Below are 26,998 nucleotides of genomic sequence, written 5' to 3' on the forward strand. Positions count from 1 at the left end.
CGGTCCCCGACGCGAGGACCCCCGAGGCAGGAGTGAAATGGCCGTCAATCTGGTCAATGTCGAGCAGGTCAGCAAGGTGTACGGCACCCGTGCCCTGCTCGACGGTGTATCCCTCGGGGTGTCCGAGGGCGACCGGATCGGCGTCGTCGGCCGCAACGGCGACGGCAAGACGACGCTCATCCGGATGCTCGCCAAACTGGAGGACGCGGACACCGGCCGGGTCACCCACAACGGCGGGCTCCGCCTGGGTGTCCTCACCCAGCACGACTCGCTGGACCCCCAGGCCACCATCCGGCACGAGGTGATCGGCGACCTCGAGGACCACGAGTGGGCCGGCAGCGCCAAGATCCGCGACGTCCTGACCGGCCTCTTCGGGGGCCTCGCGCTCCCCGGCTTCGAGCACGGCCTGGACACCGTCATCGCCCCGCTCTCCGGCGGCGAGCGGCGCCGTATCGCGCTGGCGAAGCTCCTGATCGCCGAACAGGACCTGGTCGTCCTCGACGAGCCCACCAACCACCTCGACGTCGAGGGCATCTCCTGGCTCGCCGGACACCTGCGGACCCGGCGCTCCGCGCTCGTCTGCGTCACCCACGACCGGTGGTTCCTGGACCAGGTCTGCACCCGCATGTGGGACGTCCAGCGGGGCGCCGTCCACGAGTACGAGGGCGGCTACAGCGACTACGTCTTCGCGCGGGCCGAGCGGGAGCGGATCGCCGCGACCGAGGAGTCCAAGCGGCAGAACCTGATGCGCAAGGAGCTGGCCTGGCTGCGACGTGGCGCCCCCGCCCGTACGTCCAAGCCGCGCTACCGCATCGAGGCCGCCAACGAGCTGATCGCCGACGTGCCGCCGCCGCGCGACACCAGCGAGCTGATGAAGTTCGCCAACGCCCGCCTCGGGAAGACCGTCTTCGATCTGGAGGACGTCACCGTCCAGGCCGGGCCCAAGACGCTCCTCACCCACCTCACCTGGCAGCTCGGCCCCGGTGACCGCATCGGCCTGGTCGGCGTGAACGGCGCGGGCAAGACCTCGCTGCTGCGGGCGCTCGCGGAGGCGGCCCGCAGCCAGGGCGACGTACAGCCCGCGGCCGGGAAGGTCGTCGTCGGCAAGACCGTCAAGCTCGCCTACCTCTCCCAGGAGGTCGCCGAGCTCGACCCGAAACTGCGGGTGCTCGAAGCCGTCCAGCAGGTGCGCGACCGGGTCGACCTCGGCAAGGGCCGCGAGATGACGGCCGGCCAGCTCTGCGAGCAGTTCGGCTTCGTCAAGGAGAAGCAGTGGACGCCCGTCGGAGACCTGTCCGGCGGCGAGCGGCGGCGACTGCAGATCCTGCGGCTGCTGATGGACGAGCCCAACGTCCTCTTCCTCGACGAGCCCACCAACGACCTGGACATCGAGACGCTCACCCAGCTGGAGGACCTCCTCGACGGCTGGCCCGGGTCGATGATCGTGATCTCCCACGACCGGTTCTTCATCGAGCGGACCACGGACAAGGTGATGGCGCTCCTCGGCGACCGTGCGCTGCGGATGCTGCCGCGCGGCATCGACGAGTACATCGAGCGCAGGCAGCGCATGGAGGAGACGGCGACACCCGCGTCCGCCGCCGGGTCCTCGGTTCCCAGGGCCGCTCCGGCGGAGGCCGTCTCGCCGCAGGCCGCGCGTGCCGCGAAGAAGGAACTCCAGAAGGTCGAGCGGCAGCTCGACAAGATGTCGACCAGGGAGACGACGCTGCACGCGCAGATCGCCGACAACGCCACCGACTTCGAGAAGGTCGCCGCGCTCGACGCCGAGCTGCGTGAACTGGTCGCGGAGCGGGACGTGCTGGAGATGCGCTGGCTCGAACTGGCCGAGGACGCCTGACGGGCGGCCCCGGTACGGCCCGGAGGCCGCGCCCGGGCGGGTGGTAGAAAGTAGGCCCGTCCGGGTTGGCGTGACCCTGCGGAACCATGACCGTACGAGGGGGACTCCGCCGATGACTCAGCCTGCCGGGCCGCAACCGCAGGAAGGCTTCGGCGCACCGTACGATCCGCCGTCGGGCGCCCCTGGATACGGCTACCCGCCGACCCCGTACGCCCCGCATCCCGGACCGTACGGGCCTTCGGCGCAGGGGAGTTACGGCCGTCCGCCGCAGCCGTCCGGCGTCACGGGCCCGGCGGGGCCCGGCGGCGGTGGCCGCTTCAAGGGCAGGACCGGCGCGATCGTCGGCGCCGTGCTCGCCCTGGTCCTGGTGGCCGGGGGCGGCGTCTGGTTCGCCCTGAGCGGTGACGACGACGGCAAGGAGCCGGCCGCCGGACCCGCGCCCACGGCCGGCCAGGGCGACGGCAAGGGTGAGAGCGACCCGGAACTGGCGACCCGGCTCGACGGCCTCCGCGAGCCGGGCGAGGCGAAGGTCCGCTGGGTCCAGAGCCTGGGCGTCGACCTCCCGGGCCGGGCCATGGGCGTGTACGGGCCGTGGAGGGCCGGCGACATCGTCGCCAAGGCCTTTTACCGCACCGTGTCGGGCTACTCGATGTCCGACGGAGCGGTGCGGTGGAGCCTGCGACTGCCCGAGGACATCTGCGGAGCACCGACGCTGCCCACCACGGACGGCAAGATCGTCGTCGTCACCGAGGGGGAGAAGAGCGACACCGGCGCGGACTGCTCGGTCATGCGGATGATCGACCTGCGGACGGGGAAGACGGGCTGGACGAAGTCCATGCCGAACAACCCTGACATCCAGAGGCGCCCCGCCATGGCGGCGAACGGCGCCACGGTGACGTTCGCGCGTCCCGGACAGGTCCACACCTACCGGGCGGAGGACGGACAGGAACTGTTCGCCGCCCAGCCCCGCGACTGCCAGTCCTACTCCTTCGTGAGCGGGCCCCGGATGGTGGCCCTCGCGAACTGCGCGGAGGGCCACGAGGTCCAGGAGTTCGACCCGGCGTCCGGGAAGCTGAAGTGGCGGTACGCCGTCGAGAAGGGCTGGTCCGTCGAACAGGTCTACTCGGTCAGCCCCTTGGTGGTGGCGACGGGGAAGGGCGAGGCGTGGCGGCTCGTCGCCCTGCGGGACGACGGCACCTACCGTTCGGGTATCGATCTGGGGACCCGGGACGTCGACCTCGGGTTCGCCGGCTACGAGGTGAGGTGCGGCGGTTACCTGGTCGTCTCCCGGAACAGGGACGACTGCGAAGGAGTCGCCGCGGACGACGACACCTTCTACATCTCCACCAAGCGGAAGCACGTCGAGTTCGACACCGACAACCGGATCGTCGCGTTCGACCTCGATACCGGCCGGCAGAAGTGGGCGGCCGACGCCCCGCTCGGGCGGAGGATGGAACCGATGCGCGTGGACGGCGGGAAGCTGCTCGTCCACGTGGCCGCGACGACGTCGCGGGGCGGCGAGATCGCCACGCTCGCCCCCACCGGCGGCGAGCCGCGGACGCTGCTCGCCCATCCGGCGTCGACGGCCGCCATCGAGGCGGGCATGACCGCCGCCGAGGTCGACTACGAGGACGGCCGTTCCCTCCTCACCCTGCCGCTCGTCGGCACCGCCGAGGACGACGGGACCGAGATGAGCATGAAGACGATGCTCGCCTTCGGCGAGTGAGCGGGCAGTCCGCCCGCCGCGCGGCGGACGGCGCGGAGGCGAACGCCGCCCTTCGCAGGCGCAGTTGACGGGTCGTCGGGGACACGGGTCCCGGGGCGGCCACCGCAGGCGCGTAACGGCGGCATCACGGCCCGGTTCTCCCTTGGGAACAGGGGATGGACCGATCCGGTGCCGGGCGCGGTGCGGGTGGTACAAAGAAGCCCCGCTCGACTGTCGTAACGCCGCGGAAGCCATGCCCGATTCGCTCCTTTCCGGGGGGAATTCAGAGATTTCTCGCACCTGATCCTCTGAGCCCAGCGGAATCGCGGGGGAGACCGGACCGGGCACCGGACCGCACGAAGGGGGACGTGCTGATGACCCAGCCGCCCAGCCATCAACCGCCGCAGGGGGGCTTCGGGGCTCCGCAGGATCCGCAGGGCACTCCTCAGCAGCCGCCACCACCGGCAGCTCCGCCGCAGATGCCGCCCGCACCGCCGCAGACCCCGCCGCCGGGGGCGCCGCAGACACCCCCGCCCGCGCAGCCCGGCTACGGCTACCCGCAGGCCCCCGGGGCACAGCCCGGCTACGGCTACCCCCAGGCACCCGGCCAGGCACCCGGCCCCTACGCCCAGCAGCCCGGACCCTACGGCGCACCGGCCGGCCCGTACGCGCAGCAGCCCGGCCCGTACGGTCAGCAGCCCGGCCCGTACGGTCAGCAGCCCGGTTACGGCTACCCGCAGCAGCAGTACCCCGGCGCTCCCGCACCCACGCCCGGCGGCTCCGGCGGCAGTCCCTTCAAGGGCAAGCCCGCCGTCATCATCGGTGGGGCGCTCGCCGCGCTCCTCGTGGTCGGCGGCGGCGTCTTCTTCGCGACGAGCGGTGGCGACGACGAGAAGAAGCCCGTGGCCGGGACCAGCAGCGGCGCCCCGGCCCCGAGCGCCTCGACCGGCGTCGACCAGGGCGACGGCAAGGGCGACGGGCGTGAGGCGAACGACGACCTGAACGCCGGCCGCAAGGACGGCGAGGCGAAGGTCCTCTGGACCACCGCGAACGACATCGACCTCCCGCGCGACGGCGCCGACGTGTACGGCCCCTGGATCGTCGGGGACACGGTCGTCAAGGGCATGTACCGCTCGGTCTCCGGTTACTCGGTCGCCGACGGCAAGGAGAAGTGGACCCTCCCGCTGCCCGCCGACATGTGCGCGGCTCCCGAGACGGCCACGGCCGACGGCAAGATCGTCATCGGCGTGATGAGCGGTACCACGGACAAGGCGAACTGCTCCGTACTCCAGATGATCGACCTCAACACCGGCAAGGCCGGATGGAAGAAGCCGGTCAAGAAGAACGGCAACTTCGACATGATGTCCAACATCGGTCTGGCGATCAGCGGGGACACCGTGGCCATCGGCCGCACGAGCAACTCCAACGCCTTCCGGGTCAGTGACGGCAAGGAGCTGTTCGGCAACCCGTCGGGCAACTGCAAGCCGTACTCCTTCGCCGGCGGCCCCAAGCTGATCGCCGCGGTCAACTGCAGCACCGGCGACCTGGACAACCCGCAGCAGCAGGTCCAGGAGCTCGATCCGGCCACCGGCAAGGCCAAGTGGACGTACCAGGTCGAGCGCGGCCTGGAGGTCGACAAGGTCTACTCGGTGAACCCGCTGGTGGTCTCGCTGATCCAGTACGAGGAGAAGAAGCGGACCATCGTCGCGCTCAACGAGAACGGCACACTCCGCACCCGCCCGGCCATCGAGAGCAAGGACAATCTCGCCGTCGACTGCGGAGGCACCCTGAACTTCACGGAGACGCTCGAAGGCTGCGTGGGCGTCACCGCCGACGCGAACAGTTTCTACATGATGACCGGGGACGACAGCAGCGGCACCGCCCGCACCAACAAGGTCGTCGCGTTCGATCTGAACACCGGCAAGGTCAAGTGGAGGGCCCCCGCCCCCGCCGGACACATCATGAAGCCGCTCCGGATGGAAGGCGGCAACGTCGTGGTCTACGTGGAGCCCTCCTACGACGAGGGCGGGGAGATCTCGGCCATCGCGCCCACCGGAGGCGCGCCCAAGGCGGTGCTGCAACACCCGGACTCCACGGCGCAGATCGAGAAGTTCTACTCGGCCGAGGTCGCCTACGCGGGCGGCCGTTCCTTCATCGTCAGCGACCGTGTCAGCGGCCGCGACGACTCGGAGGGCGAAACCACCATGATGGCCTTCGGCAAGTGACGGCCGGCGACGGCATCCCCAGTCCTTCCTTCTTCTCAGACTCCGCAGAGGTACGCACGCCATGACCCAGCCGCCCAACGAACCGCCTCAGGGCGGGTTCGGCGCCCCGCAGGACCCGCCGCCCGGCGGATTCGGCGCGCCCACCCCGCCGCCCGCCGACCCGTTCGGCAAGCAGCCCCCGCCCGCGCCGCCCACTCCGCCCGCCGGCGGCTACGGCAGCCCGCCGCCGCCCCCGCCCGGGCAGCAGCCGCCGCCGAATCCCGCGTACGGCTACCCGCAGGCGCCGCCCCCCGGCCAGCCGCCGGCCCAGCCCGGCTACGGCTTCCCGCAGGGGCCCCCGCCCGGACAGCCGGGCATGCCCCCGCAGCAGGGGTACGGCTACCCGACCGCTCCGATGCAGCCGCAGTACGTCGCACCCCAGCCGGGCGGCGGCAAGAAGTTCAACACCCAGATGCAGATCATCGTCGCCGCGGTCGTGGCCGTGGTGCTGATCGTCGGCGGAGGGATCTTCTACGCCTCCAGCGGCAGTGACGACGGCAAGCAGGACGAGGCGTCCTCGGCCGGAACCGAAGGCAAGGGCGGCGAGGGCAAGGGAGGCGAGGGCAAGGGCGACGGCCTGGCCGGCGGCACCGAGAAGGCCCCGGCCGACACCAAGTCCGAGGTCGGCTTCCAGCTCCCGCACCCGAAGGTCACCGACACCACGAACGTCGCCGGCTCCTGGGTGACGGACAAGGTGTACGTGAAGACCGGCGTGTACGAGGTCGTCGGTTACGACCTCGCCAAGGGCACCAAGCTCTGGACGATCCCGCTGACCGGTCAGCTCTGCGCCGCGTCCCGGCACATGAGCAAGGACTTCAGGACGGCCATCGCCTTCGAGGACGGCAAGCCGAGCGCCGCGGACAAGTACCCCTCCTGCACCCAGATCGGCGCGCTCGACCTGGCCACCGGCAAGCTGATGTGGAGCAAGTCCGTCACCTCCGCGTCCAGCGGGGACAAAGCCGTCAGGTTCAACGAGGTCACGCTCAGCGGAGCCACGGTCGCCGCAGGCGGCACCAGCGGCGGCGCCGCCTTCAACCTGGCGAACGGCGCCGAACTCTGGAAGCCGAAGGCCGACACCAACAACTGCTACGACATGGGCTACGGCGGCGGCGAGGCCCTCGCCGTGGTCCGCAAGTGCGGTGATTACGACGCTCCGCAGCTCACCATCCAGGCGCTGAACCCGACCACCGGCGCACCGCTCTCCTCGTACAACATGCCGGCCGGCGTCGAGTACGCGAGCATCGTCTCCACCAAGCCGCTCGTCGTCGCGGCGGACGTCGGCGACACCGCCGGCGACGGCAGCAGCATCTCGGACTTCTTCTCCATCGACGCGGCCACCGGCAAGCTCATCGTCCGGATCTCCGCCGACGCCGACAAGTACGCGGCGGACTGCGGCTCCACCGAGGTCGAGGAGTGCACCGCACTGGCCGTCGGCAACAACAAGCTCTACGTGCCGACCGAGAGGCACGAGGGCGGCGGTGAGTACGGCGAGACCAATGAGATCGTCGCGTTCGACCTCACCACCGGCAAGCTCGTCGGCGGCAGGGCGGACGCGGGTGACCGCTACGCGCTGACCCCGCTGCGCATGGACGGCTCCAACGTCATCGCGTACAAGGAGCCCCCCTACGACAAGGGCGGCCAGATCGTCTCCATCAACGGCTCGACCTTCGAGCAGACCGTGCTGATGGTCAACCCGGACGAGGAGTCGGCCCGCGACGCGGAGACGAGCTTCTCCGTCGACTACTCCGAGTTCCTCTACGAGAAGGGCCGGCTGTTCATCTCCGAGCAGATGGTCAGTGAGCCCAGCAAGTCGAGCTCGCTGGACGACAAGCAGTACCTCGTCGTCTCCTTCAGCACCGACTGACCCGCCCGCCCGGCCCGTTCGCGGGCCGGCGGCGACGGCCCTGCCGGTTGATCACCCGACCGGCAGGGCCGGTCGTTTTCCGACGGCGAAGCGACCCTGAATGACGCAGAATTCGGCATTCCGGGGGGCTTCTGCCCGGTAGAGGGCGCGCGGCGTCGAACAAGCGTGTAACTTGCCGGGGCAGAGGGGCCGGGGGGCCTGTTCAGGGTTACGCAGCGGTAGTGCGCTGCACACATGGGGGCTTTTCCGATGGGCGTGCGGCTCATGGTGGTCGATGACCACCGACTGCTCGCCGAGGCACTCGCCTCGGCACTGAAACTGCGGGGGCACCGCGTGCTCGCGGCAGCCGCTCCGACGTCGGGGGCCGCCGAACTGGTCGTCAGCAGGGCACCGGAGGTCTGCCTGTTCGGCACGGCGGCGCCCGCCGAGCCCGGGGCCTTCGACCCGATCGCACGCATCGGACGGGAGCGTCCGCAGGTGGCCGTGGTGGTGCTGGGCCCGGTGCCGAGCCCGCGGGGGATCGCCGCCGCGTTCGCGGCGGGAGCGGCCGGCTACGTCCGGCACGACGAGCGGATAGAGGGCGTCGAGCGGGCCATGATCAAGGCCAGGGCGGGTGAGGTGGCGGTCGCACCCCAGCTGCTGCGGGGCGCCTTCGCGGAGCTGCTGCATCCGGCGGTGCAGCCGGACGACGAGGGCCAGCGGCTGCTGCGGATGCTGACCCCGCGCGAGATCGAGGTGCTGGTGCGGGTCGCCGAGGGCGAGGACACCCGGTTGATCGCGGCCGGCATGGGGATCGCTCCGAGTACCGCGCGGACCCATGTGCAGCGGGTGCTGATGAAGCTCGGAGTCGGGTCCCGGCTGGAGGCCGCCGCGCTCGCGGCCCGTACGGGACTGCTCGACCGGGCCGCGGCGGGAACGCCGCAGGGGCCGGACGGCCTCGCGTGAACGCGTGATCGTCCGGCCCCCGCGGGGTGCCGGGGTCAGCTCTCCGGTGTGCCGGGGGCCTCGTCGGGCACCTGGGCCGGGCGCAGCTTCATCCAGATCAGGAAGAAGAGCCCGAGGGCCAGCATGGCGAGGCCGGTCCACAGGTTGATGTGGACGCCCTCGGCCTTCTTCAGGTCGGCGTCGGACGGGCTGATGCCGGCGATGGTGACGATCACTCCGTAGACCACGAAGAGACCGCCGATGATCCGCCGGATGTCGAAGAGCCGGGCCGCGGTCGCGGACTTCTGCTCCAGATCGGAGACTTCCTTGTGCAGGTCGGACATGGTGAGTGCCTCCGATCAGAGCGAGTAGGGCAGGTAGCAGGCGGCGGCGAGTACGACCGCGCCCCAGCCGAGGAGGGCGGGCTTGCGGTACCAGGCGTTGTCGCCCTCGTCGGGAATCTCGTCGGCGTCCGGGGACTCCGTGCCGTAGACCAGACCGGCCAGTTCGGCGGCGGGCTTGGGTGCCGTGAAGAGGGTGACCACGACCATGACGACCGCACCCGCGACGAACCCGACGATCGCGGAGACGAAGTTGGCGCCCTGGTCGGTCGGGGTGTCGATGATGCCCTGCTTGTAGATGACGAAGTAGTTGACCATCGCGGCCGTGGTGCCCGCGGCGAGCCCCCAGACGCCTGACTTCATCGAGGCGCGCTTCCAGAACATGCCGATGATGAAGACGACGAACATCGGGACGTTGAAGAACGAGAACAGGGTCTGCAGGTACGTCATGATGTTGGAGAAGCTGGCCGCGATGAACGCCGTGCCTATGGACGCCAGCACGCCGATCGCCGTGATCAGCCGGCCGAAGCGCAGGTAGTAGGCGTCGGACCGGTCCTTCTTCACGTATCGCGCCCAGATGTCCGTGGTGAACACCGTGTTGAACGAGGAGACGTTGGCCGCCATCCCGGCCATGAACGCGGCGAGCAGACCGGTCACCGCGATGCCGAGCACACCGTTGGGCAGCAGTTCCCGCATCAGCAGCGGAATGGCGTCGTTGTAGCTCGGGTCCTCCTTGCCCCCGGCGCCGATGTTGGGCACGACGACCGCCGCGACCAGGCCCGGGATCATCACCAGGAACACGATGAACATCTTCGGGAAGGCGGCGATCAGCGGGGTGCGCTTCGCTGCGGAGAGGTTCTTCGCGGACAGGGCGCGCTGGACCTCGGCGAAGTTGGTCGTCCAGTAGCCGAAGCCGAGCACGAAGCCGAGGCCGAGGATGATCGTCAGCCAGTTGGCGCCGAGCGGGTTGGCGTCACCGATGCCGGTACCGCCCCAGGCGGACATGAAGTCCGTGCCGTGCTGTTTCTCCAGCGATCCGCTGAGGCCGTCCCAGCCGCCGACACGCTTGAGACCCAGCAGGGTGATCGGGATCAGCGCGGCGAGGATGACGAAGAACTGCAGCACCTCGTTGTAGATCGCGGACGAGAGGCCGCCGATGGTGATGTAGAGCAGGACGAACACGCCGGCGACGACGATCGCGACCCAGCGGTCCCAGCCCAGCAGTGCCTCCACGACGATCGACAGGGCGTAGAGGTTCACGCCCGCGATCAGGATCGCCGCGAAGGCGAAGAGCACGGAACTCAGCAGGTGCGCCGACCTGTCGAAGCGCTGGAGCAGGAACTCCGGCACGGAGCGGACCTTGGACCGGTAGTAGAACGGCATCATCACCAGGCCGAGGAAGACCATGGCGGGGATGGCGCCGATCCAGTACCAGTGGACGACCGCGACGCCGTACTGCGCGCCGGTCGCCGCCATGCCGAGGATCTCGGTCGCCCCGAGATTCGCCGCGACGAAGGCCAGGCCGGTCACCCAGGCGGGCAGGGACCGCCCGGACAGGAAGAAGTCGAGGCTCGTCTTCACACTGGCCCTGGCGGCGAAGCCGATGCCGAGCACCACGACGAAGTAGATCGCCAGAATTGTGTAATCGAGCCCGTTCGTGGGGAGCCGGAGCCCTTCGGCCAGATATTGCATGGGGGGTACTCGCTTCGTTGCGCGAACTGAACCCGACGGAACCTACGCCCATGTGTTCAAAAAATGAACAGGTCGCATGGCGTTCTTTGTTTGATCGTGATCGCACGGGATGAAATGTCCGGGTTCCGGGTGTCCCTGTGCACAGGGTGTTCACAGGACTCGTCGGCATTGACTGTCGTGTTGAGTTGTGATTTGTTATGTGCGGTTATGTTCGGAGGGCGTTACATGGAGGAGCCTGGTGAAGAAGACGGTTACGACCCTCGCCGACGGCCGTGAGCTGATCTACTACGACTCCGCGGACGACACCGTCCGCGACGCCGTCGACCTGCGGCCGCTGGATGCCGTCTCGACGTCCTCGGAGATCCGCCACGACCCGCTGCTCGGTGACTCGGTCGCCATCGCCTCGCACCGGCAGGGGCGCACCTACCACCCGCCGGCCGACGAGTGCCCGCTCTGCCCCTCCCAGGAGGGCAGGCTCAGCGAGATCCCCGACAGCGGCTACGACGTGGCCGTCTTCGAGAACCGCTTCCCCTCCCTCGCCGGCGACTCCGGCCGGTGCGAGGTCGTCTGCTTCACCTCCGACCACGACGTCTCCTTCGCCGGCCTCACCGAGGACCAGGCCGCCCTGGTCCTGGAGGCCTGGACCGACCGCACCGCCGACCTCGCCGAGCTCCCGCAGGTCACCCAGGTGTTCTGCTTCGAGAACCGGGGCGCCGAGATCGGCGTCACCCTCGGCCACCCGCACGGGCAGATCTACGGCTACCCCTTCGTCACCCCGCGCACCGAGCAGATGCTCCGCTCGATGGAGAACCACCGCGCCGAGACCGGCCGCAACCTCTTCGACGACGTCGTCGCCCGCGAACTGGCCGACGGCGACCGGATCGTCCTGGAGGGCGAGCACTGGGTCGCCTTCGTGCCCTACGCCGCGCACTGGCCGTACGAGGTCCACCTCCACCCGCGCCGACGCGTCCCCGACCTGCGGGAACTCGATGAGGGCGCACGCACGGAGTTCCCACAGGTCTATCTGGAACTCTTGAGGCGATTCGACCGGATCTTCGGCCCCGGCGAGCCGCCGACCCCGTACATCTCGGCCTGGCACCAGGCACCCTTCAGGGTCCCCGGGCGCGAGGAGTTCGGGCTGCACCTCGAGCTTTTCACCATCAGGCGGACCACCGGCAAGCTGAAGTTCCTCGCGGGCTCCGAGTCCGGCATGGGCGTCTTCATCAACGACGTGCCGCCGGAGGCCGCGGCCCAGCGACTGCGAGAGGTAGCGAGCGAGTGAGCAACACCGGCAAGAAGTACCTGGTGACGGGTGGCGCGGGATACGTCGGCGGTGTCGTCGCCGCACACCTGCTGGAGGCCGGTCACACCGTGACCGTCCTCGACGACCTGTCGACCGGCTTCCGCGCGGGCGTCCCCGCCGGCGCCGAGTTCATCGAGGGCCGCATCCAGGACGCCGCGAAGTGGCTGGACGCCAGCTACGACGGAGTGCTCCACTTCGCCGCGTTCTCCCAGGTCGGCGAGTCGGTCGTCGACCCCGAGAAGTACTGGGTCAACAACGTCGGCGGCACCACCGCCCTCCTCGCCGCCATGCGCGACGCCGGGGTGCGCACCCTCGTCTTCTCCTCCACGGCGGCGACGTACGGGGAGCCCGTCTCCAGCCCCATCACCGAGTCGGACCCCACCGCACCCACCAACCCGTACGGCGCCTCCAAGCTCGCCGTCGATCACATGATCACCGGCGAGGCCGCCGCCCACGGCCTGGCAGCGGTCTCCCTGCGCTACTTCAACGTCGCCGGCGCCTACGGCAGCCACGGCGAACGCCACGACCCCGAGTCGCACCTCATCCCGCTGGTCCTCCAGGTCGCCCTCGGACAGCGCGAGTCCATCTCCGTCTACGGCGACGACTACCCGACTCCGGACGGCACCTGCGTACGCGACTACATCCACGTCGCCGACCTCGCCGAGGCCCACCTCCTGGCCCTCGAAGCGGCCACCGCGGGCGAGCACCTCATCTGCAACCTCGGCAACGGCAACGGCTTCTCCGTACGCGAAGTGATCGAGACCGTCCGCAAGGTCACCGGCCACCCCGTCCCGGAGACCGCCGCACCCCGGCGCGGCGGCGACCCGGCCGTCCTCGTCGCCTCCGCCGCCACCGCCAGGGAGCGGCTCGGCTGGCAGCCGTCGCGCGCCGACCTGGCCGCCATCGTCGCCGACGCCTGGACGTTCGCCCGCCGAGAGGAGCCCACCGCACCATGACCGACAACGCCGAGCTCACCGCCTCCTTCACCGCGCTCTACGGGAACGCCCCCGAAGGAATCTGGGCCGCACCCGGACGAGTGAACCTGATCGGTGAGTACACCGACTTCAACGACGGCTTCGTCATGCCGCTCGCCCTCCCGCACACCGCACGCGCGGCCGTAGCCCGCCGCACCGACGGACAACTGCGCCTGCACTCCACCGACGTGCCGGGCGGAGTCGTCTCCCTGCGCGTCGACGAGCTGACCCCGCACTCCGGCCACGGCTGGGCCGCCTACCCCGCCGGCGTCGTCTGGGCGCTCCGCGAGGCCGGCCACGACATCACCGGCGCGGACATACAGCTCACCTCCACCGTCCCGGTCGGCGCAGGCCTCTCCTCCTCGGCCGCCCTGGAGGTCGTCACCGCGCTCGCCCTGAACGACCTCTTCCAGCTGGGCCTCAGCGCCCCCGAGGTCGCCGTCCTCGGCCAGCGGGCCGAGAACGCGTTCGTCGGTGTGCCCTGCGGCGTCATGGACCAGATGGCCTCCGCGTGCTGCACCGAGGGCCACGCGCTGCACCTCGACACCCGCGACCTCACGCTGCGACAGGTCCCCTTCGACCTGGCCGCGCACGGGCTGAAGCTGCTGGTCGTCGACACCCGCGTCAAGCACGCCCTGGGCGACGGCGCCTACGCGGAACGCCGGGCCGGCTGCGAGGCGGGAGCCCGGGCACTCGGCATCGGCACCCTCCGCGACCTCCCGTACGAAGACCTGGACGCCGCGCTGGAGACCCTCGCGGCGGCCGGCGAGGACGAGTCGGTCGTGCGCTACGTCCGCCACGTGGTGAGCGACAACCACCGGGTGGAGCAGGTCATCGCGCTGCTCGACGCGGGTGAGGTGCGCGCGGCGGGGCCGGTCCTCAACGCGGGCCACGTCTCGCTCCGCGACGACCTGCGGGTCTCCTGCCCGGAGCTGGACCTCGTGGTCTCGGCGGCGAACGACGCCGGGGCGCTCGGGGCCAGGATGACCGGGGGCGGCTTCGGCGGCTCCGCGATCGTGCTGGTGGAGGAGGCGATGGAGGACACCGTCGCCAAGGCCGTCTCCGAGGCCTTCACCGCGGCCGGACACGCCGCCCCCGGAATCTTCCCCGCGGTTCCCTCGGCGGGAGGCCGACGGATCACAGAATAAGACGATCTCTGTCTACTTCGGTCCCAAGACGGCACATGGACAACCCCCGGAACACCCAGGGCGGTCAGTTCTGCGAATCGCCTTCCGCCACCCCCCGCCCGCCGTAGGCTGATGCGCAGCACCGGTGGGGGCCGGTGCCGTTTCAGGGGACGAGACAGTCGGGTACGGCGCCCGGAGCGGGTGGCCGGCCGGCACACGGCGGCGGCCGTGCGCCGGAGGGTCCACCGGAGTGCTCCGGGCGCCGTACCCGCCGTGGTCCTTCCCCGCCGGGGCCGGCCATGGACGGGACGCCCCAGGAGCTCACACAGCATGGGGGTGTCTGTGGCTCGTATCCGGGTTCTGGTGGTCGACGACCACCGCATCTTTGCGGAGTCCCTCGCGGCGGCCCTCGCGGCCGAACCGGACGTCGACGTCTCCGCGGCGGGCAGCGGCCCCGCCGCGCTGCGATGTCTGGAGCGCGCGGCCGCCGAGGGCCGCCGCTACGACGTGATGCTGGTCGACGCCGAACTGGGCGTCCTCGCCCCCGGCGGCACCCGCACCGTTCCCGCGCCGCGCGACGCACCTGACGGCGCGCCCGCCGGTACGCCCGCAGCCGGTCCGGTGGACGGCATATCGCTGGTGGCGGAGGTGCGTTCGGGCCGGCCCCGGATCCGTACGGTGGTGCTCGCCGAGAAGGACGACCCGCGCCGGGCCGCGATGGCGCTGCAGGCCGGTGCCTCGGGCTGGGTCGCCAAGGACTGCTCGCTGCAACGGCTGCTGACGGTCATACGGGGGGTGCTGCGCGACGAGACGCATCTGCCGGCCGCGCTGCTGACCGGTGTCCTGCGGGAGCTGACCGCGGCCCGCAAGCACCGCACGGAGAGCGAGCAGCTCGTCGAGTCGCTGACCCCGCGCGAGCGCGAGGTGCTGCGCTGCATGGTGGCCGGTCTGGGCCGCAAGGCGGTCGCGGAGCGGCTCTTCCTCTCGCCGCACACGGTGCGTACGCACATGCAGAACGTGCTGGGGAAGCTGGGCGTGCACTCGACGCTGGCGGCCGTGGCGCTGGCGCGGCGGGCCGGGGTGGGCCCGGCGGCGCTAACCGGGGATGTTGTCGAACGGGGCGGTCAACTGGCGTAGCAGTCCGGCCAGTTCGGACCGCTGCTGACGGGAGAGCTCGCCCAGGATGGCCCGCTCCTGGTCGAGCAGCCCGGCCAGCGACTGGTCGGCCTTGTCGCGGCCGAGGTCGGTCAGCCGGACGAGGACACCGCGGCGGTCGCTCGGGTCGGGCAGCCGCTCGACGAGATTCTTCTTGGTCAGCCGGTCGATGCGGTTCGTCATCGTGCCCGAGGTGACCAGGGTCTGGGTCAGCAGCTGGCCGGGGGAGAGCTGGTACGGGGCGCCGGCGCGGCGCAGGGACGTCAGTACGTCGAATTCCCAGGGCTCCAGCTGGTGCTCCGCGAAGGCGATCCTGCGGGCGCGGTCGAGATGCCTGGCCAGGCGGGAGACGCGGCTCAGGACCTCGAGTGGTTCCACGTCGAGGTCGGGGCGCTCACGGCGCCATGCAGCGACCAGTCGGTCGACCTCGTCCTCCATGTCGATCAGTGTAGAGGGTCCCTCGACATGAAGTCTCTTGAATTCAAGTGTCTTGACATCAAGAGAAGTGCCTGGTGATCCTGGCCCCATGACAGCACCCACCTGGGACCCCCGGCAGTACCTCCGCCACGCCGACCACCGCACCCGCCCCTTCCACGACCTCCTGGCCCGGACCGGACCCCTCCCGCACGAACCCGCACCCCGCATCGCCGACCTCGGCTGCGGCGCCGGCAACGTCACCGCCCTCCTGGCGACCCGCTGGCCCGGCGCACGCATCACCGGCTACGACAGCTCACCCCAGATGCTCGAACGCGCCCGCACCCACGCCGGACCCCTCCTCGACTTCACCGAAGCCGACGCCGCGACCTGGGAGCCCGCCGAGACGTACGACCTCATCGTCTCCAACGCCCTGCTCCAGTGGGTCCCCGGACACACCGCCCGCTTCCCCCACTGGCTGGACGCCCTCGCCCCCGGCGGCACCCTCGCCTTCCAGGTCCCCGGCAACTTCGACGCCCCCAGCCACACCCTCATGCGCGAACTCGCCGGCTCACCCCGCTGGCACGACCGCCTCGGCGGCCTCCTGCGCCACTCGGACGCCGTACACACCCCCGCCCACTACCTGGAACACCTCACCGCACCCGGCCGGACCGTAGACGTCTGGGAGACCACCTACCTGCACCTCCTCCAGGGCGCGGACCCCGTCCTCGACTGGGTCAAGGGCACCGGCCTGCGCCCCGTCCTCGACGCCCTCGCCGACGACCCGGAGGCCCGCGACGCCTTTCTCACCGAATACCGCGACCTGCTGCGCACCGCCTACCCGACCGGCCCCCACGGCACGGTCTTCCCGTTCCGCCGGATCTTCGCCGTGGCCCGTACAGCCGAGGAGCAGCCGTGATCACCGCCGTCGACCATGTCCAGCTCGCCGCTCCGCCCGGATCGGAGGACGTCCTGCGGGCCTTCTACGTACACGTTCTCGGCCTCACGGAGCTCCCCAAACCCCCAGCCCTCGCCGCCCGCGGCGGCTGCTGGTTCGGGGCCGGCCCGGTCCAGCTGCACCTGGGGATCGAAGAGGACTTCCGCCCGGCGAGGAAGGCACATCCGGGCCTGCGCGTCACCGGCATCGACGCCTGCGCGGCCCGCCTGGCCGGGCACGGCGCCCCCGTCGAGTGGGACGACAACCTGCCGGGCCACCGCCGCTTCCACTCCCAGGACCCTGTCGGCAACCGGCTGGAGTTCCTGGAGCCGGTCAGCGGGTGAGCGTCACAGCGCGTCGAGCGCCTCCGCCGAGATGTCCAGGTCGACGGGGAACGGAACGCCGGTCTTGAGCCGGTCGTGGTGGATGCCCGTCAGGGCGTACGCCTTGTTCACCGGGTCCAGCTCGTAGACCCGCACCACCGGGTGCCGGTCGCTGCCGGTCATCTCGACCAGCCAGAAGTTCGGGATACCGGCCGCCGCGTACTTCTGCGGCTTGGTGTCACGGTCGCGCGCCTCGGAGTCCGGGAAGACCACCTCGACGGCGAGGAGCACGTCGGCTGCCTCGAAACGGGTCTGTTCCCGGCCGGTGACCGCTTCCGCGCGGACGACACAGACATCCGGCTCGGGGGCGTTGCGCCGGTCGAGGACCACTGTCATCTCGCGCCGCGCCTTCAGTTCCCGCGGCGCGCTGTGGCGGAGCCCTGTCACCAGAAGGTCGATCATCGTGCTGTGAAAATCTCGCTGCGGACTCACAAAGATCAGGCTGCCGTCGAGCAATTCCGTGTGCGGCGGGAGATCGGGCAGCGTGAACAGGTCGTCCACGGTGTATCCGTCCTGCGGGGGCACCGGCCAGCGGCTGCTGCGCCCGGTGATCGGCTCGGCGGTCATGGTTCCTCCCATAGGCGGGAATCTGTGCCCTGCCGACCACACTACGGCCGGGAATCCGTACGTGTCATCACAATGGGTGACGTACTGGTGACCGGATCGCGGATCAGCTCTTCCGGTGGCCTATCAGCCGCGGCTTCGACTCCAGGTTCTCCAGCCCGTGCCACGCCAGATTCACCAGATGGGCGGCGACCTCCGCCTTCTTCGGCTTCCGCACGTCCAGCCACCACTGCCCGGTCAGCGCCACCATCCCCACCAGCGCCTGCGCGTACAGCGGGGCCAGCTTCGGATCGAAGCCCCGGGCCTTGAACTCCAGACCCAGGATGTCCTCGACCTGCGTCGCGATGTCACTGATCAGCGACGCGAACGTGCCGGTGGACTGCGCGACCGGCGAGTCACGGACCAGGATCCGGAAACCGTCCGTGTACGTCTCGATGTAGTCGAGCAGCGCGAACGCCGCCTGCTCCAGCAGCTCACGCGGATGGCCCGCCGTGAGCGCCCCCGTCACCAGGTCCAGCAACTGGCGCATCTCACGGTCGACCACGACGGCGTACAGGCCCTCCTTGCCGCCGAAGTGCTCGTACACCACCGGCTTGGAGACCCCGGCACGCGCCGCGATCTCCTCGACCGACGTGCCCTCGAAGCCCTTGTCGGCGAACAGGGTGCGGCCGATGTCCAGGAGCTGCTCGCGGCGCTCCTTGCCCGTCATCCGGACCCGCCGGGCTCTTCTCGTCGGGGCCTGCCTGCTCTTCTCGCCGCTGGTACTTCCGTCGGTCGCCACGTCGTCAATCATGCCGGGTCGGCAGCCGCCGGCTTGCGCCGGGAGGCGATACGCGACGCATCAGGCCACCGCACGTCGTGCGCCCAGCCCAGCTTCTCGAACCAGCGGATCAGCCGCGCACTCGAGTCGATCTGGCCCCGCATCACCCCGTGCCGCGCGCTCGTCGGGTCCGCGTGGTGCAGGTTGTGCCACGACTCACCGCACGAGAGCACCGCCAGCCACCACACGTTCCCCGACCTGTCGCGGGACTTGAAGGGCCGCTTCCCGACCGCGTGACAGATCGAGTTGATCGACCACGTCACGTGGTGCAGCAGCGCGACACGGACCAGCGAACCCCAGAAGAAAGCGGTGAACGCGCCCCACCACGACATCGTGACCAGACCGCCGACCAGCGGCGGAATCGCCAGCGAGAGAATCGTGAAGCTGAGGAAGTGACGGGAGATCGCACGGATCGCAGGGTCCCTGACCAGGTCCGGGGCGTACTTCTGCTGCGGCGTCTGCTCCTCGTTGAACATCCACCCGATATGGGCCCACCACAGACCCTTCAGCAGTGCCGGGAAGTTCTCACCGAACCGCCACGGCGAATGCGGGTCACCCTCCGCGTCGGAGAACCGGTGGTGCTTGCGGTGGTCGGCCACCCAGCGCACCAGCGGACCCTCCACCGCCATCGAACCCGCGACGGCCAGGGCGATCCGGAGCGGGCGCTTCGCCTTGAACGAACCGTGCGTGAAGTAGCGGTGGAAACCGATCGTCACGCCGTGGCAGCCCCAGTAGTACATGACGACCAGCAGACCCAGGTCGAGCCAGCTGACGCCACGCCCCCAGGCCAGCGGCACCGCCGCGACCAGAGCCGCGAACGGGACCACGATGAAGAGCAGCAGCGCGATCTGCTCGACCGAACGCTTCTTGTCGCCGCCGAGCGTGGCGGAGGAGGGTGCGGATTCGCCTGCCGCGGTCGGCAGGCCGTCGTCGATCACATCGGGGCTGGTGGGCATTGGGGAGTCCCCCGTGAGGTGAGGAAATATGACGGTATGAGCGGGCTACGCTTCCGTAACCTACGGCAACGTAAGTATGGCAGCGAAGAGGCCCGCAACACGAGGACACCACCGTGGCCACCCTTGTGCGAACCGGCCTCCGCCCTTCGTGTACCCCCGAACGGGACCACCCAGCAGGGCAGCGAGCACGCCGAACGCCCGGACACCTATCCTGGGACCGTCGGACAGCGCGGTCCGCACTCTGCACAACCGGGGTGACCCCGTCAGCACCGCGAGCGCCCCGGCCCCCCTGACAGACGTGCTCAACCACTGCAAGGAGCCGCACACTGTGAGCAGTGCCGACCAGACCCCTGCCGCCACCACCGAACTGCGGGCCGACATCCGCCGCCTCGGCGACCTCCTGGGCGAGACCCTCGTACGACAGGAGGGCCAGGACCTCCTCGACCTCGTCGAACGCGTCCGCGCCCTGACCCGCACCGACGGCGAGGCAGCAGCCGAGCTCCTCGGCGACACGGACCTGGAGACCGCCGCACAGCTCGTGCGCGCCTTCTCCACCTACTTCCACCTCGCCAACGTCACCGAGCAGGTCCACCGCGCCCACGAGATGCGCGACCGCCGGTCCGCCGAAGGCGGGCTCCTCGCCCGCACCGCCGACCGCCTCAAGGACGCCGACCCCGAACACCTGCGCGAGACGGTCAAGAACCTCAACGTCCGGCCCGTCTTCACCGCACACCCCACCGAAGCCGCACGCCGCTCCGTCCTCAACAAGCTCCGCCGCATCGCCGAGCTCCTGGACACCCCCGTCATCGAGGCCGACCGCCGCCGCCAGGACATCCGCCTGGCCGAGAACATCGACCTCATCTGGCAGACCGACGAACTCCGCGTCGTCCGCCCGGAGCCCGCCGACGAAGCCCGCAACGCCATCTACTACCTCGACGAACTCCACGCCAACGCCGTGGGCGACGTCCTCGAGGACCTGGCCGCAGAACTGGAGCGCGTCGGCGTCGAACTCCCCGCCGGCACCCGCCCCCTCACCTTCGGCACCTGGATCGGAGGCGACCGCGACGGCAACCCCAACGTCACGCCCACCGTCACCTGGGACGTGCTCATCCTCCAGCACGAGCACGGCATCACCGACGCCCTCGAACTCGTCGACCAGCTGCGCGGACTCCTCTCCAACTCCATCCGCTACACCGGAGCCACCGACGAGCTCCTCACCAGCCTCCAGACCGACCTGGAGCGCCTCCCCGAGATCAGCCCCCGCTACAAGCGGCTGAACGCCGAGGAGCCCTACCGCCTCAAGGCCACCTGCGTCCGCCAGAAGCTCGTCAACACCCGCGAACGCCTCGCCAACGGCACCCCCCACCGCCCCGGCTGCGACTACCTCGGCACCGCCGAACTCATCGCCGACCTCGCACTCATCCAGACCTCCCTGCGCGCCCACAAGGGCGGCATCGTCGCCGACGGCCGCATGGACCGCACCATCCGCACGCTGTCCGCCTTCGGCCTGCAGCTCGCCACCATGGACGTACGCGAACACGCCGACGCCCACCACCACGCCCTCGGACAGCTCTTCGACCGCCTCGGCGAAGAATCCTGGCGCTACACCGACATGCCCCGCGACTACCGGCAGAAGCTCCTCGCCAAGGAGCTCAGGTCCCGCCGCCCGCTCGCCCCCACCCCGGCCCCGCTGGACGCCGCGGGCGAGAAGACCCTCGGCGTCTTCCACACCATCAAGGAAGCCTTCGAACGCTTCGGCCCCGAAGTCATCGAGTCCTACATCATCTCGATGTGCCAGGGCGCCGACGACGTCTTCGCCGCCGCCGTCCTCGCCCGCGAAGCCGGCCTCATCGACCTCCACGGCGGCTGGGCCAAGATCGGCATCGTCCCGCTCCTGGAGACCACCGACGAGCTCAAGGCCGCCGACGTCATCCTCGACGAAATGCTCGCCGACCCCTCCTACCGCCGCCTCGTCTCACTCCGCGGCGACGTCCAGGAGGTCATGCTCGGCTACTCCGACTCCTCCAAGTTCGGCGGCATCACCACCTCCCAGTGGGAAATCCACCGCGCCCAGCGCCGCCTCCGCGACGTAGCCCACCGCTACGGCGTACGCCTGCGCCTCTTCCACGGCCGCGGCGGCACCGTCGGCCGCGGCGGCGGCCCCTCCCACGACGCGATCCTCGCCCAGCCCTGGGGCACGCTCGAAGGCGAGATCAAGGTCACCGAACAGGGCGAGGTCATCTCCGACAAGTACCTCATCCCCGCCCTCGCCCGCGAAAACCTGGAACTGACCGTCGCGGCCACCCTCCAGGCCTCCGCACTCCACACCGCACCCCGCCAGTCCGACGAAGCACTCGCCCGCTGGGACGCGGCCATGGACACCGTCTCGGACGCCGCCCACGCCGCCTACCGCAAGCTGGTCGAGGACCCCGACCTCCCGACCTACTTCCTCGCCTCCACCCCCGTGGACCAGCTCGCCGACCTCCACCTGGGCTCGCGGCCCTCCCGCCGCCCCGGCTCCGGCGTCTCGCTCGACGGACTGCGCGCCATCCCATGGGTCTTCGGCTGGACCCAGTCCCGCCAGATCGTCCCCGGCTGGTACGGCGTCGGCTCCGGCCTCAAGGCCCTGCGCGAAGCCGGCCTCGGCACCGTCCTCGAAGAAATGCACGACCAGTGGCACTTCTTCCAGAACTTCCTCTCCAACGTCGAGATGACCCTCGCCAAGACCGACCTGCGCATCGCCCGGCACTACGTCGACACCCTCGTCCCCGACGAACTCAAGCACGTCTTCGACGCCATCCAGGCCGAGCACGAACTCACCGTGCAGGAAGTCCTCAAGGTCACCGGCAGCAAGGAACTCCTCGGCACCAGCCCGGTGCTCCAGCAGACCTTCGCCATCCGCGACGCCTACCTCGACCCCATCTCCTACCTCCAGGTCTCCCTCCTCGCCCGCCAGCGCCAAGCAGTCGAACGCGGCGAGGAACCCGACCCGCTGCTCGCCCGCGCCCTGCTCCTCACCGTCAACGGCGTAGCCGCAGGCCTCCGCAACACCGGCTGACCCCGTGAGCGGGTGCGGTCCCGTCACAGAGCGACGAACGTCGCCAGCAACAGGACCGCACCCGCCACCCCCGTACCCCACGCCGTCCGCGTCAGCCGCATACCGCCACCGATCACCAGCGCGGCCAGCACCAGCGCACCACCCAACGGCACCCACGCATGCAGAAAGCCCGGCGTCCCGGTGCGCACGACATCACCGGTACCGGGCTTCACCACCACAGGGAAACGATCCCCCTTCTCCGCCGCCACGGACCGCTCGACCCGCACCGCGGACCGTTCCCGCGCATCCGCGTCCGGCGAGAACGACCCCGTGCAGACGTCCTCCCCGCACGCCGTCACCGACATCGTCCCGTGCTCACGGCCCTTCGCCAGCACGACGTGATGCGCGCTCTCCCACGACGACCACACACCCGCCACCAGCAACAACAGCACGACACAACCCGCGGCGAACGTACGGCCATGAGCCACCAGCCGGTGGGAAGAACTCCGCTTCATGGGGGCCGATCCTTGGGCAGCGCCCCACCACCGGTCAACCCATGGCCGAAAAACACCCAAGAAGCAACAGGAATGTCAGGAGTTGTACGCGGACTGAGCCCGCTCCAGCCCCTCCGCCAGCAACGACTCCACCGCATCCGCCGACCGGTCCACCAGGTAGGCGAGCTCCTTGCGCTCCGCGGAGGAGAAATCCTTCAGCACGAAATCAGCGACCTGCATCCGCCCCGGCGGCCGGCCGATCCCGAACCGCACCCGGTGATAATCCGGACCCATCGCCTTCGTCATCGACTTCAACCCGTTGTGCCCGTTGTCACCGCCACCCAGCTTCAGCCGCAACATCCCGAAATCGATGTCCAACTCGTCATGCACAGCGACGATGTGATCCGTAGGCACCTTGTAGAAATCGCGCAACGCGGTGACCGGCCCCCCGGACAGATTCATGTACGACATCGGCTTGGCCAGCACCACACGACGACTCAGCGGACCAGGCGGACCCACCCGCCCCTCCAACACCTGCGCCTGGGCCTTCGGCGCCCGCTTGAACTTCCCACCGATCCGCTCAGCCAGCAGATCAGCCACCATGAAGCCCACATTGTGCCGGTTCGCCGCATAATCGGGACCAGGATTACCGAGACCCACGATCAGCCAGGGGTCGGTGACGTCGGACATCGGAGTCGGTCTCCTCGCAGTACGCACGGACAGGTCGATACAGGGAAACGGGGCGGCGGAACCCCCGGAAGGGAACCGCCACCCCGTCAGTCAAGCAGGTACGGCGAGGATCAGGCCTCGGCGGAAGCCTCCTCGGCGGGGGCCTCCTCGACCTGCGCCGAGACGACCTGGAGCACGACCGCGTCCTCGTCACCGGCGAGCACGGAGCCCTTCGGCAGCGGGATGTTCTTCGCCAGGATCGAGTCACCGGCGTCCAGACCCGCGATCGAGACCGTGACGGACTCGGGGATGTGCGTCGCCTCGGCCTCGACGAGCAGCGTGTTCTGCACGTACTCGAGCAGGTTGCCACCCGGAGCCAGGTCACCCTCGACGTGAACCGCGACCTCGACCTCGACCTTCTCGCCACGCTTCACCGTGAGGAGGTCGACGTGCTCGATGTTGCCCTTGATGGCGTTACGCTGCACGGCCTTCGGGATCACCAGCGCGTCCTTGCCGTCGATCTCCAGACCGATCAGGACGTTGGCCGTACGCAGAGCCAGAAGCAGGTCGTGGCCCGGAAGGTTGATGTGGACCGGCGCAGCACCGTGGCCGTAGACGACCCCCGGAACCAGGTTGGCACGACGCGTACGACGGGCAGCGCCCTTGCCGAACTCCGTGCGGACCGTTGCGTCGAGCTTGATCTCAGCCATGCTGCACTCCTCGTAGGGTGACTCGAAAGGTGACGAAAAACCGATGGTCACCCGGCCCACGACAGGCCTGCTACGAAGAGCGCGTCGATAACGGACAACCAGCCCCCATGCCTGCGCATGAGAACGGCCTCCCTCGCCGAGCAACTTGTCCAGTCTACCCGGCGGGGAGGCCGCGCCCCAAGTCGATCACCCGCAGGTGATCACTCCTGCTCCTCGAAGAGGCTCGTCACCGAACCGTCCTCGAACACCTCACGCACCGCACGCGCGATCGTCGGCGCGATCGACAGCACCGTGATCTTGTCGATCTCCAGCTCACCCGGGGTCGGCAGCGTGTCCGTGAACACGAACTCCGAGACCTTCGAGTTCTTCAGACGATCCGCCGCCGGACCCGACAGCACACCGTGCGTGGCCGTCACTATGACGTCCTCGGCACCATGCGCGAACAGGGCGTCAGCAGCCGCACAGATCGTGCCACCCGTGTCGATCATGTCGTCGACCAGCACACACACCCGGCCCTCGACGTTACCCACGACCTCATGGACGCTGACCTGGTTCGGCACGTCCTTGTCACGGCGCTTGTGCACGATCGCCAGCGGAGCGTCCAGCCGGTCGCACCAACGGTCGGCCACACGCACCCGGCCGGCGTCCGGAGAGACGATCGTCAGCTTCGAACGGTCGACCTTCGCACCCACGTAGTCCGCCAGGATCGGCAGCGCGAACAGGTGGTCGACCGGACCGTCGAAGAAGCCCTGGATCTGGTCCGTGTGCAGATCCACGGTGAGGATGCGGTCCGCACCCGCCGTCTTCATCAGATCCGCGACCATACGAGCCGAGATCGGCTCACGGCCACGGTGCTTCTTGTCCTGACGGGCATAACCGTAGAACGGCACGATCACCGTGATCGACCGCGCCGACGCGCGCTTCAGCGCGTCCAGCATGATCAGCTGCTCCATGATCCACTTGTTGATCGGAGCCGTGTGGCTCTGGATCAGGAAGCAGTCGGCGCCACGGGCGGACTCCTGGAAACGTACGTAGATCTCACCGTTGGCGAAATCGAAGGCCTTCGTCGGCACGAGGCCGACACCCAGTTGATGCGCGACCTCCTCGGCCAGCTCGGGGTGGGCGCGGCCGGAGAAGAACATCAGTTTCTTCTCGCCGGTCGTCTTGATCCCGGTCACAGCACAGTCTCCTCAGACGTGTATCTGGCACCGCGCAGCATGTGTCCCGATGTGCGACGAGCCAGCCGAAATGGGTGAGCACGTATCACGGTACGCCGCCTTTGGCGCACCTGTTTCCGGTCAGCTTTCGCCGTCGGACTCCTGCGAGGCGGCCTGAGCGGCCTGAGCCGCCGCACTCCCGGGCCGCTTCCGGGCGACCCAGCCCTCGATATTCCGCTGCTGGCCCCGGGCGACGGCCAGCGAACCCGCCGGCACATCCTTCGTGATGACCGAACCGGCAGCCGTGTAAACGCCGTCCCCGACCGTGACAGGCGCCACAAACATATTGTCCGACCCGGTCCGGCAATGGGACCCGATCGTCGTGTGGTGCTTGGACACCCCGTCGTAGTTCACGAACACGCTCGCCGCACCGATGTTGGTGTGATCACCGATCGTCGCGTCACCGACATAACTCAGGTGCGGCACCTTCGTGCCCTCACCGATCGTCGCGTTCTTCATCTCGACGTACGTACCCGCCTTGGCCTTCGCCCCCAGCCTCGTCCCCGGCCGCAGATACGCGAACGGCCCCACCGACGCACCGGGGCCGACCTCGGCACCGTCCGAGACCGTGTTGTCCACACGGGCACCCGCGTGGACCACCGTGTCCCTCAGCCGCGAGTTCGGGCCGACCTCGGCGTCCTCGGCGAGGTGCGTCGCACCCAGCAGCTGCGTCCCCGGATGCACGACCGCGTCACGCTCGTACGTCACCGTCGCGTCGATCAGCGTCGACGCCGGGTCCACCACCGTCACACCCGCCAGCATGGCGCGCTCGAGGAGCCGCTCGTTGAGCAGACGCCTGGCCTCGGCCAGCTGGAGCCGGTTGTTGATGCCCAGGATCTCCCGGTGGTCACCGGCCACCGAGGCGCCTACGCGGTGACCCGCCTCGCGCAGGATCGACAGCACATCGGTGAGGTACTCCTCGCCCTGGCTGTTGTCCGTACGCACCTTGCCGAGCGCATCGCTCAGGAGCCGGCCGTCGAACGCGAACACCCCGGAGTTGATCTCCCGGATCCCGCGCTGCGCGACGGTGGCGTCCTTGTGCTCCACGATCTCCGTGACCGCGCCGGTGGCCGCGTCGCGGACGATCCGGCCGTAGCCGGTGGAGTCCGGGACCTCGGCGGTCAGCACGGTGACGGCGTTCGCGTCGGCCGTGTGGGTGGCGGCCAGCGCGGAGAGCGTCTCCCCGGAGAGCAGCGGAGTGTCTCCGCACACGACGACGACGGTGCCGTCCACGACGCCGCCGAGCTCCTCCAGGCCCACCCGGACCGCGTGGCCGGTGCCGTTCTGCTCGGCCTGGTACGCCGTGCGTACGGGGGCGTCCCCGGCGGAGAGGTGCGCGGTGACCTGCTCGCTCGCGTGGCCGACCACGACGACGAGGTGCTGGGGGTCCAGTTCACGGGATGCGGCGACGACATGTCCGACGAGCGAGCGCCCGGAGATCTCGTGCAGGACCTTGGGGGTCTTCGACTTCATACGGGTGCCCTCACCCGCTGCGAGGACGACGACGGCTGCCGGGCTGATGGCGCTCACGGATGTGCCCTTCGGCTTCGGGTGGTGGACATCCGCAGGATACCGGGGGCTTTTGTGCATGAA

Annotated in this window: 23 protein-coding genes; 12 read left to right on the forward strand and 11 right to left on the reverse strand. The window is 69.8% G+C overall.

What is annotated here, in order from left to right:
* Positions 1 to 37 precede the first annotated feature (37 nt).
* From ACZ32T_RS27495 to ACZ32T_RS27515, 5 genes are all read left to right on the forward strand, one after another.
* Positions 38 to 1,855, forward strand: a complete 1,818-nt coding sequence (locus tag ACZ32T_RS27495; RefSeq protein ID WP_467268518.1) for an ABC-F family ATP-binding cassette domain-containing protein — start codon at positions 38 to 40, stop codon at positions 1,853 to 1,855.
* A gap of 112 nt (positions 1,856 to 1,967) precedes the next feature.
* Positions 1,968 to 3,581: an outer membrane protein assembly factor BamB family protein gene (locus ACZ32T_RS27500; RefSeq protein ID WP_467369571.1), complete on the forward strand. Its 1,614-nt coding sequence runs from the start codon at positions 1,968 to 1,970 to the stop codon at positions 3,579 to 3,581.
* A gap of 353 nt (positions 3,582 to 3,934) precedes the next feature.
* The gene (locus ACZ32T_RS27505) at positions 3,935 to 5,785 is read left to right on the forward strand and encodes an outer membrane protein assembly factor BamB family protein (protein ID WP_467369573.1); all 1,851 of its coding nucleotides are present in this window, start codon (positions 3,935 to 3,937) and stop codon (positions 5,783 to 5,785) included.
* Between the two features lie 61 nt (positions 5,786 to 5,846).
* Complete coding sequence (locus ACZ32T_RS27510) at positions 5,847 to 7,688, forward strand: outer membrane protein assembly factor BamB family protein (protein WP_467369575.1); 1,842 nt, start codon at positions 5,847 to 5,849, stop codon at positions 7,686 to 7,688.
* A gap of 249 nt (positions 7,689 to 7,937) precedes the next feature.
* Positions 7,938 to 8,633 carry a helix-turn-helix transcriptional regulator gene (locus ACZ32T_RS27515; RefSeq protein WP_467369684.1) on the forward strand — a complete coding sequence of 232 codons (696 nt, stop codon included), beginning with the start codon at positions 7,938 to 7,940 and terminating at the stop codon, positions 8,631 to 8,633.
* A 35-nt stretch (positions 8,634 to 8,668) separates the two neighbouring features.
* Here ACZ32T_RS27515 and ACZ32T_RS27520 read toward each other — a convergent pair whose 3' ends face one another.
* Positions 8,669 to 8,956, reverse strand: a complete 288-nt coding sequence (locus ACZ32T_RS27520) for a hypothetical protein (RefSeq protein ID WP_467268508.1) — start codon at positions 8,954 to 8,956, stop codon at positions 8,669 to 8,671.
* A gap of 15 nt (positions 8,957 to 8,971) precedes the next feature.
* The gene (locus ACZ32T_RS27525) at positions 8,972 to 10,645 is read right to left on the reverse strand and encodes a sodium:solute symporter family protein (RefSeq protein ID WP_467268506.1); all 1,674 of its coding nucleotides are present in this window, start codon (positions 10,643 to 10,645) and stop codon (positions 8,972 to 8,974) included.
* A 238-nt stretch (positions 10,646 to 10,883) separates the two neighbouring features.
* Here ACZ32T_RS27525 and galT point away from each other — a divergent pair, with 238 nt between their 5' ends.
* The 4 genes from galT (at position 10,884) to ACZ32T_RS27545 (ending at position 15,186) form a co-directional block, all read left to right on the forward strand.
* Positions 10,884 to 11,927: a galactose-1-phosphate uridylyltransferase gene (gene galT, locus ACZ32T_RS27530; protein ID WP_467268504.1), complete on the forward strand. Its 1,044-nt coding sequence runs from the start codon at positions 10,884 to 10,886 to the stop codon at positions 11,925 to 11,927.
* Positions 11,924 to 12,904: a UDP-glucose 4-epimerase GalE gene (galE, locus tag ACZ32T_RS27535; protein WP_467268502.1), complete on the forward strand. Its 981-nt coding sequence runs from the start codon at positions 11,924 to 11,926 to the stop codon at positions 12,902 to 12,904. The genes galT and galE overlap by 4 nt, the downstream gene beginning before the upstream one ends.
* Entirely contained in the window at positions 12,901 to 14,070 is a 1,170-nt protein-coding gene (gene galK, locus ACZ32T_RS27540) for a galactokinase (protein ID WP_467268500.1), read from the forward strand. Before galE ends, galK begins: the two co-directional genes overlap by 4 nt.
* Before the next feature lie 309 nt (positions 14,071 to 14,379).
* On the forward strand, positions 14,380 to 15,186 hold the full coding sequence (locus ACZ32T_RS27545) for a LuxR C-terminal-related transcriptional regulator (protein ID WP_467268498.1): 807 nt from the start codon (positions 14,380 to 14,382) through the stop codon (positions 15,184 to 15,186).
* On the opposite strand, the gene ACZ32T_RS27550 is transcribed toward ACZ32T_RS27545, so the two are convergent.
* Positions 15,145 to 15,642 (reverse strand): MarR family winged helix-turn-helix transcriptional regulator, encoded by a 498-nt coding sequence (locus ACZ32T_RS27550; protein WP_376374095.1) that lies wholly within the window; start codon positions 15,640 to 15,642, stop codon positions 15,145 to 15,147. The genes ACZ32T_RS27545 and ACZ32T_RS27550 overlap by 42 nt on opposite strands.
* 88 nt (positions 15,643 to 15,730) lie before the next feature.
* On the opposite strand from ACZ32T_RS27550, the gene ACZ32T_RS27555 reads away from it, so the two are divergent.
* Together ACZ32T_RS27555 and ACZ32T_RS27560 are read left to right on the forward strand one after the other, a co-directional pair.
* Positions 15,731 to 16,537, forward strand: coding sequence for a trans-aconitate 2-methyltransferase (locus ACZ32T_RS27555; RefSeq protein WP_467268493.1), 807 nt, complete (start codon positions 15,731 to 15,733; stop codon positions 16,535 to 16,537).
* Positions 16,534 to 16,899, forward strand: coding sequence for a VOC family protein (locus tag ACZ32T_RS27560; RefSeq protein ID WP_467369577.1), 366 nt, complete (start codon positions 16,534 to 16,536; stop codon positions 16,897 to 16,899). Before ACZ32T_RS27555 ends, ACZ32T_RS27560 begins: the two co-directional genes overlap by 4 nt.
* A 3-nt stretch (positions 16,900 to 16,902) precedes the next feature.
* Here the strand turns inward: ACZ32T_RS27560 and ACZ32T_RS27565 are convergent, their stop codons facing one another.
* From ACZ32T_RS27565 to ACZ32T_RS27575, 3 genes are all read right to left on the reverse strand, one after another.
* Positions 16,903 to 17,505: a Uma2 family endonuclease gene (locus tag ACZ32T_RS27565; protein WP_467369579.1), complete on the reverse strand. Its 603-nt coding sequence runs from the start codon at positions 17,503 to 17,505 to the stop codon at positions 16,903 to 16,905.
* Positions 17,506 to 17,608: 103 nt separating this feature from the next.
* Positions 17,609 to 18,295, reverse strand: coding sequence for a TetR family transcriptional regulator (locus ACZ32T_RS27570; RefSeq protein WP_467268488.1), 687 nt, complete (start codon positions 18,293 to 18,295; stop codon positions 17,609 to 17,611).
* Positions 18,292 to 19,278 carry an acyl-CoA desaturase gene (locus ACZ32T_RS27575; RefSeq protein ID WP_467268486.1) on the reverse strand — a complete coding sequence of 329 codons (987 nt, stop codon included), beginning with the start codon at positions 19,276 to 19,278 and terminating at the stop codon, positions 18,292 to 18,294. The genes ACZ32T_RS27570 and ACZ32T_RS27575 overlap by 4 nt, the downstream gene beginning before the upstream one ends.
* Positions 19,279 to 19,606: 328 nt before the next feature.
* On the opposite strand from ACZ32T_RS27575, the gene ppc reads away from it, so the two are divergent.
* Entirely contained in the window at positions 19,607 to 22,336 is a 2,730-nt protein-coding gene (ppc, locus tag ACZ32T_RS27580) for a phosphoenolpyruvate carboxylase (protein ID WP_467268484.1), read from the forward strand.
* A 23-nt stretch (positions 22,337 to 22,359) separates the two neighbouring features.
* Here the strand turns inward: ppc and ACZ32T_RS27585 are convergent, their stop codons facing one another.
* From ACZ32T_RS27585 to glmU, 5 genes are all read right to left on the reverse strand, one after another.
* Positions 22,360 to 22,830 carry a hypothetical protein gene (locus ACZ32T_RS27585; protein WP_467268481.1) on the reverse strand — a complete coding sequence of 157 codons (471 nt, stop codon included), beginning with the start codon at positions 22,828 to 22,830 and terminating at the stop codon, positions 22,360 to 22,362.
* A gap of 75 nt (positions 22,831 to 22,905) precedes the next feature.
* Positions 22,906 to 23,499 (reverse strand): aminoacyl-tRNA hydrolase, encoded by a 594-nt coding sequence (gene pth / locus ACZ32T_RS27590; protein ID WP_467268479.1) that lies wholly within the window; start codon positions 23,497 to 23,499, stop codon positions 22,906 to 22,908.
* 110 nt (positions 23,500 to 23,609) lie between these two features.
* Positions 23,610 to 24,188, reverse strand: coding sequence for a 50S ribosomal protein L25/general stress protein Ctc (locus ACZ32T_RS27595; RefSeq protein ID WP_467268477.1), 579 nt, complete (start codon positions 24,186 to 24,188; stop codon positions 23,610 to 23,612).
* 200 nt (positions 24,189 to 24,388) lie between these two features.
* Entirely contained in the window at positions 24,389 to 25,366 is a 978-nt protein-coding gene (locus ACZ32T_RS27600) for a ribose-phosphate diphosphokinase (protein ID WP_033301367.1), read from the reverse strand.
* Between the two features lie 120 nt (positions 25,367 to 25,486).
* Positions 25,487 to 26,935, reverse strand: a complete 1,449-nt coding sequence (glmU, locus tag ACZ32T_RS27605; RefSeq protein WP_467268471.1) for a bifunctional UDP-N-acetylglucosamine diphosphorylase/glucosamine-1-phosphate N-acetyltransferase GlmU — start codon at positions 26,933 to 26,935, stop codon at positions 25,487 to 25,489.
* Between the last annotated feature and the right edge of the window lie 63 nt (positions 26,936 to 26,998).

It is taken from the genome of Streptomyces sp. NPDC023573 (genome assembly GCF_055559735.1).

Bases quoted from the DNA above. Each gene is read 5' to 3' on its own strand.
- ACZ32T_RS27495 (WP_467268518.1), top strand. From the start codon at position 38: ATGGCCGTCAATCTGGTCAATGTCGAGCAGGTCAGCAAGGTGTACGGC.
- ACZ32T_RS27500 (WP_467369571.1), top strand. From the start codon at position 1,968: ATGACTCAGCCTGCCGGGCCGCAACCGCAGGAAGGCTTCGGCGCACCG.
- ACZ32T_RS27505 (WP_467369573.1), top strand. From the start codon at position 3,935: ATGACCCAGCCGCCCAGCCATCAACCGCCGCAGGGGGGCTTCGGGGCT.
- ACZ32T_RS27510 (WP_467369575.1), top strand. From the start codon at position 5,847: ATGACCCAGCCGCCCAACGAACCGCCTCAGGGCGGGTTCGGCGCCCCG.
- ACZ32T_RS27515 (WP_467369684.1), top strand. From the start codon at position 7,938: ATGGGCGTGCGGCTCATGGTGGTCGATGACCACCGACTGCTCGCCGAG.
- ACZ32T_RS27520 (WP_467268508.1), bottom strand. From the start codon at position 8,956: ATGTCCGACCTGCACAAGGAAGTCTCCGATCTGGAGCAGAAGTCCGCG.
- ACZ32T_RS27525 (WP_467268506.1), bottom strand. From the start codon at position 10,645: ATGCAATATCTGGCCGAAGGGCTCCGGCTCCCCACGAACGGGCTCGAT.
- galK (WP_467268500.1), top strand. From the start codon at position 12,901: ATGACCGACAACGCCGAGCTCACCGCCTCCTTCACCGCGCTCTACGGG.
- ACZ32T_RS27545 (WP_467268498.1), top strand. From the start codon at position 14,380: ATGGGGGTGTCTGTGGCTCGTATCCGGGTTCTGGTGGTCGACGACCAC.
- ACZ32T_RS27550 (WP_376374095.1), bottom strand. From the start codon at position 15,642: ATGGAGGACGAGGTCGACCGACTGGTCGCTGCATGGCGCCGTGAGCGC.
- ACZ32T_RS27555 (WP_467268493.1), top strand. From the start codon at position 15,731: ATGACAGCACCCACCTGGGACCCCCGGCAGTACCTCCGCCACGCCGAC.
- ACZ32T_RS27565 (WP_467369579.1), bottom strand. From the start codon at position 17,505: ATGACCGCCGAGCCGATCACCGGGCGCAGCAGCCGCTGGCCGGTGCCC.
- ACZ32T_RS27570 (WP_467268488.1), bottom strand. From the start codon at position 18,295: ATGATTGACGACGTGGCGACCGACGGAAGTACCAGCGGCGAGAAGAGC.
- ACZ32T_RS27575 (WP_467268486.1), bottom strand. From the start codon at position 19,278: ATGCCCACCAGCCCCGATGTGATCGACGACGGCCTGCCGACCGCGGCA.
- ACZ32T_RS27585 (WP_467268481.1), bottom strand. From the start codon at position 22,830: ATGAAGCGGAGTTCTTCCCACCGGCTGGTGGCTCATGGCCGTACGTTC.
- pth (WP_467268479.1), bottom strand. From the start codon at position 23,499: ATGTCCGACGTCACCGACCCCTGGCTGATCGTGGGTCTCGGTAATCCT.
- ACZ32T_RS27595 (WP_467268477.1), bottom strand. From the start codon at position 24,188: ATGGCTGAGATCAAGCTCGACGCAACGGTCCGCACGGAGTTCGGCAAG.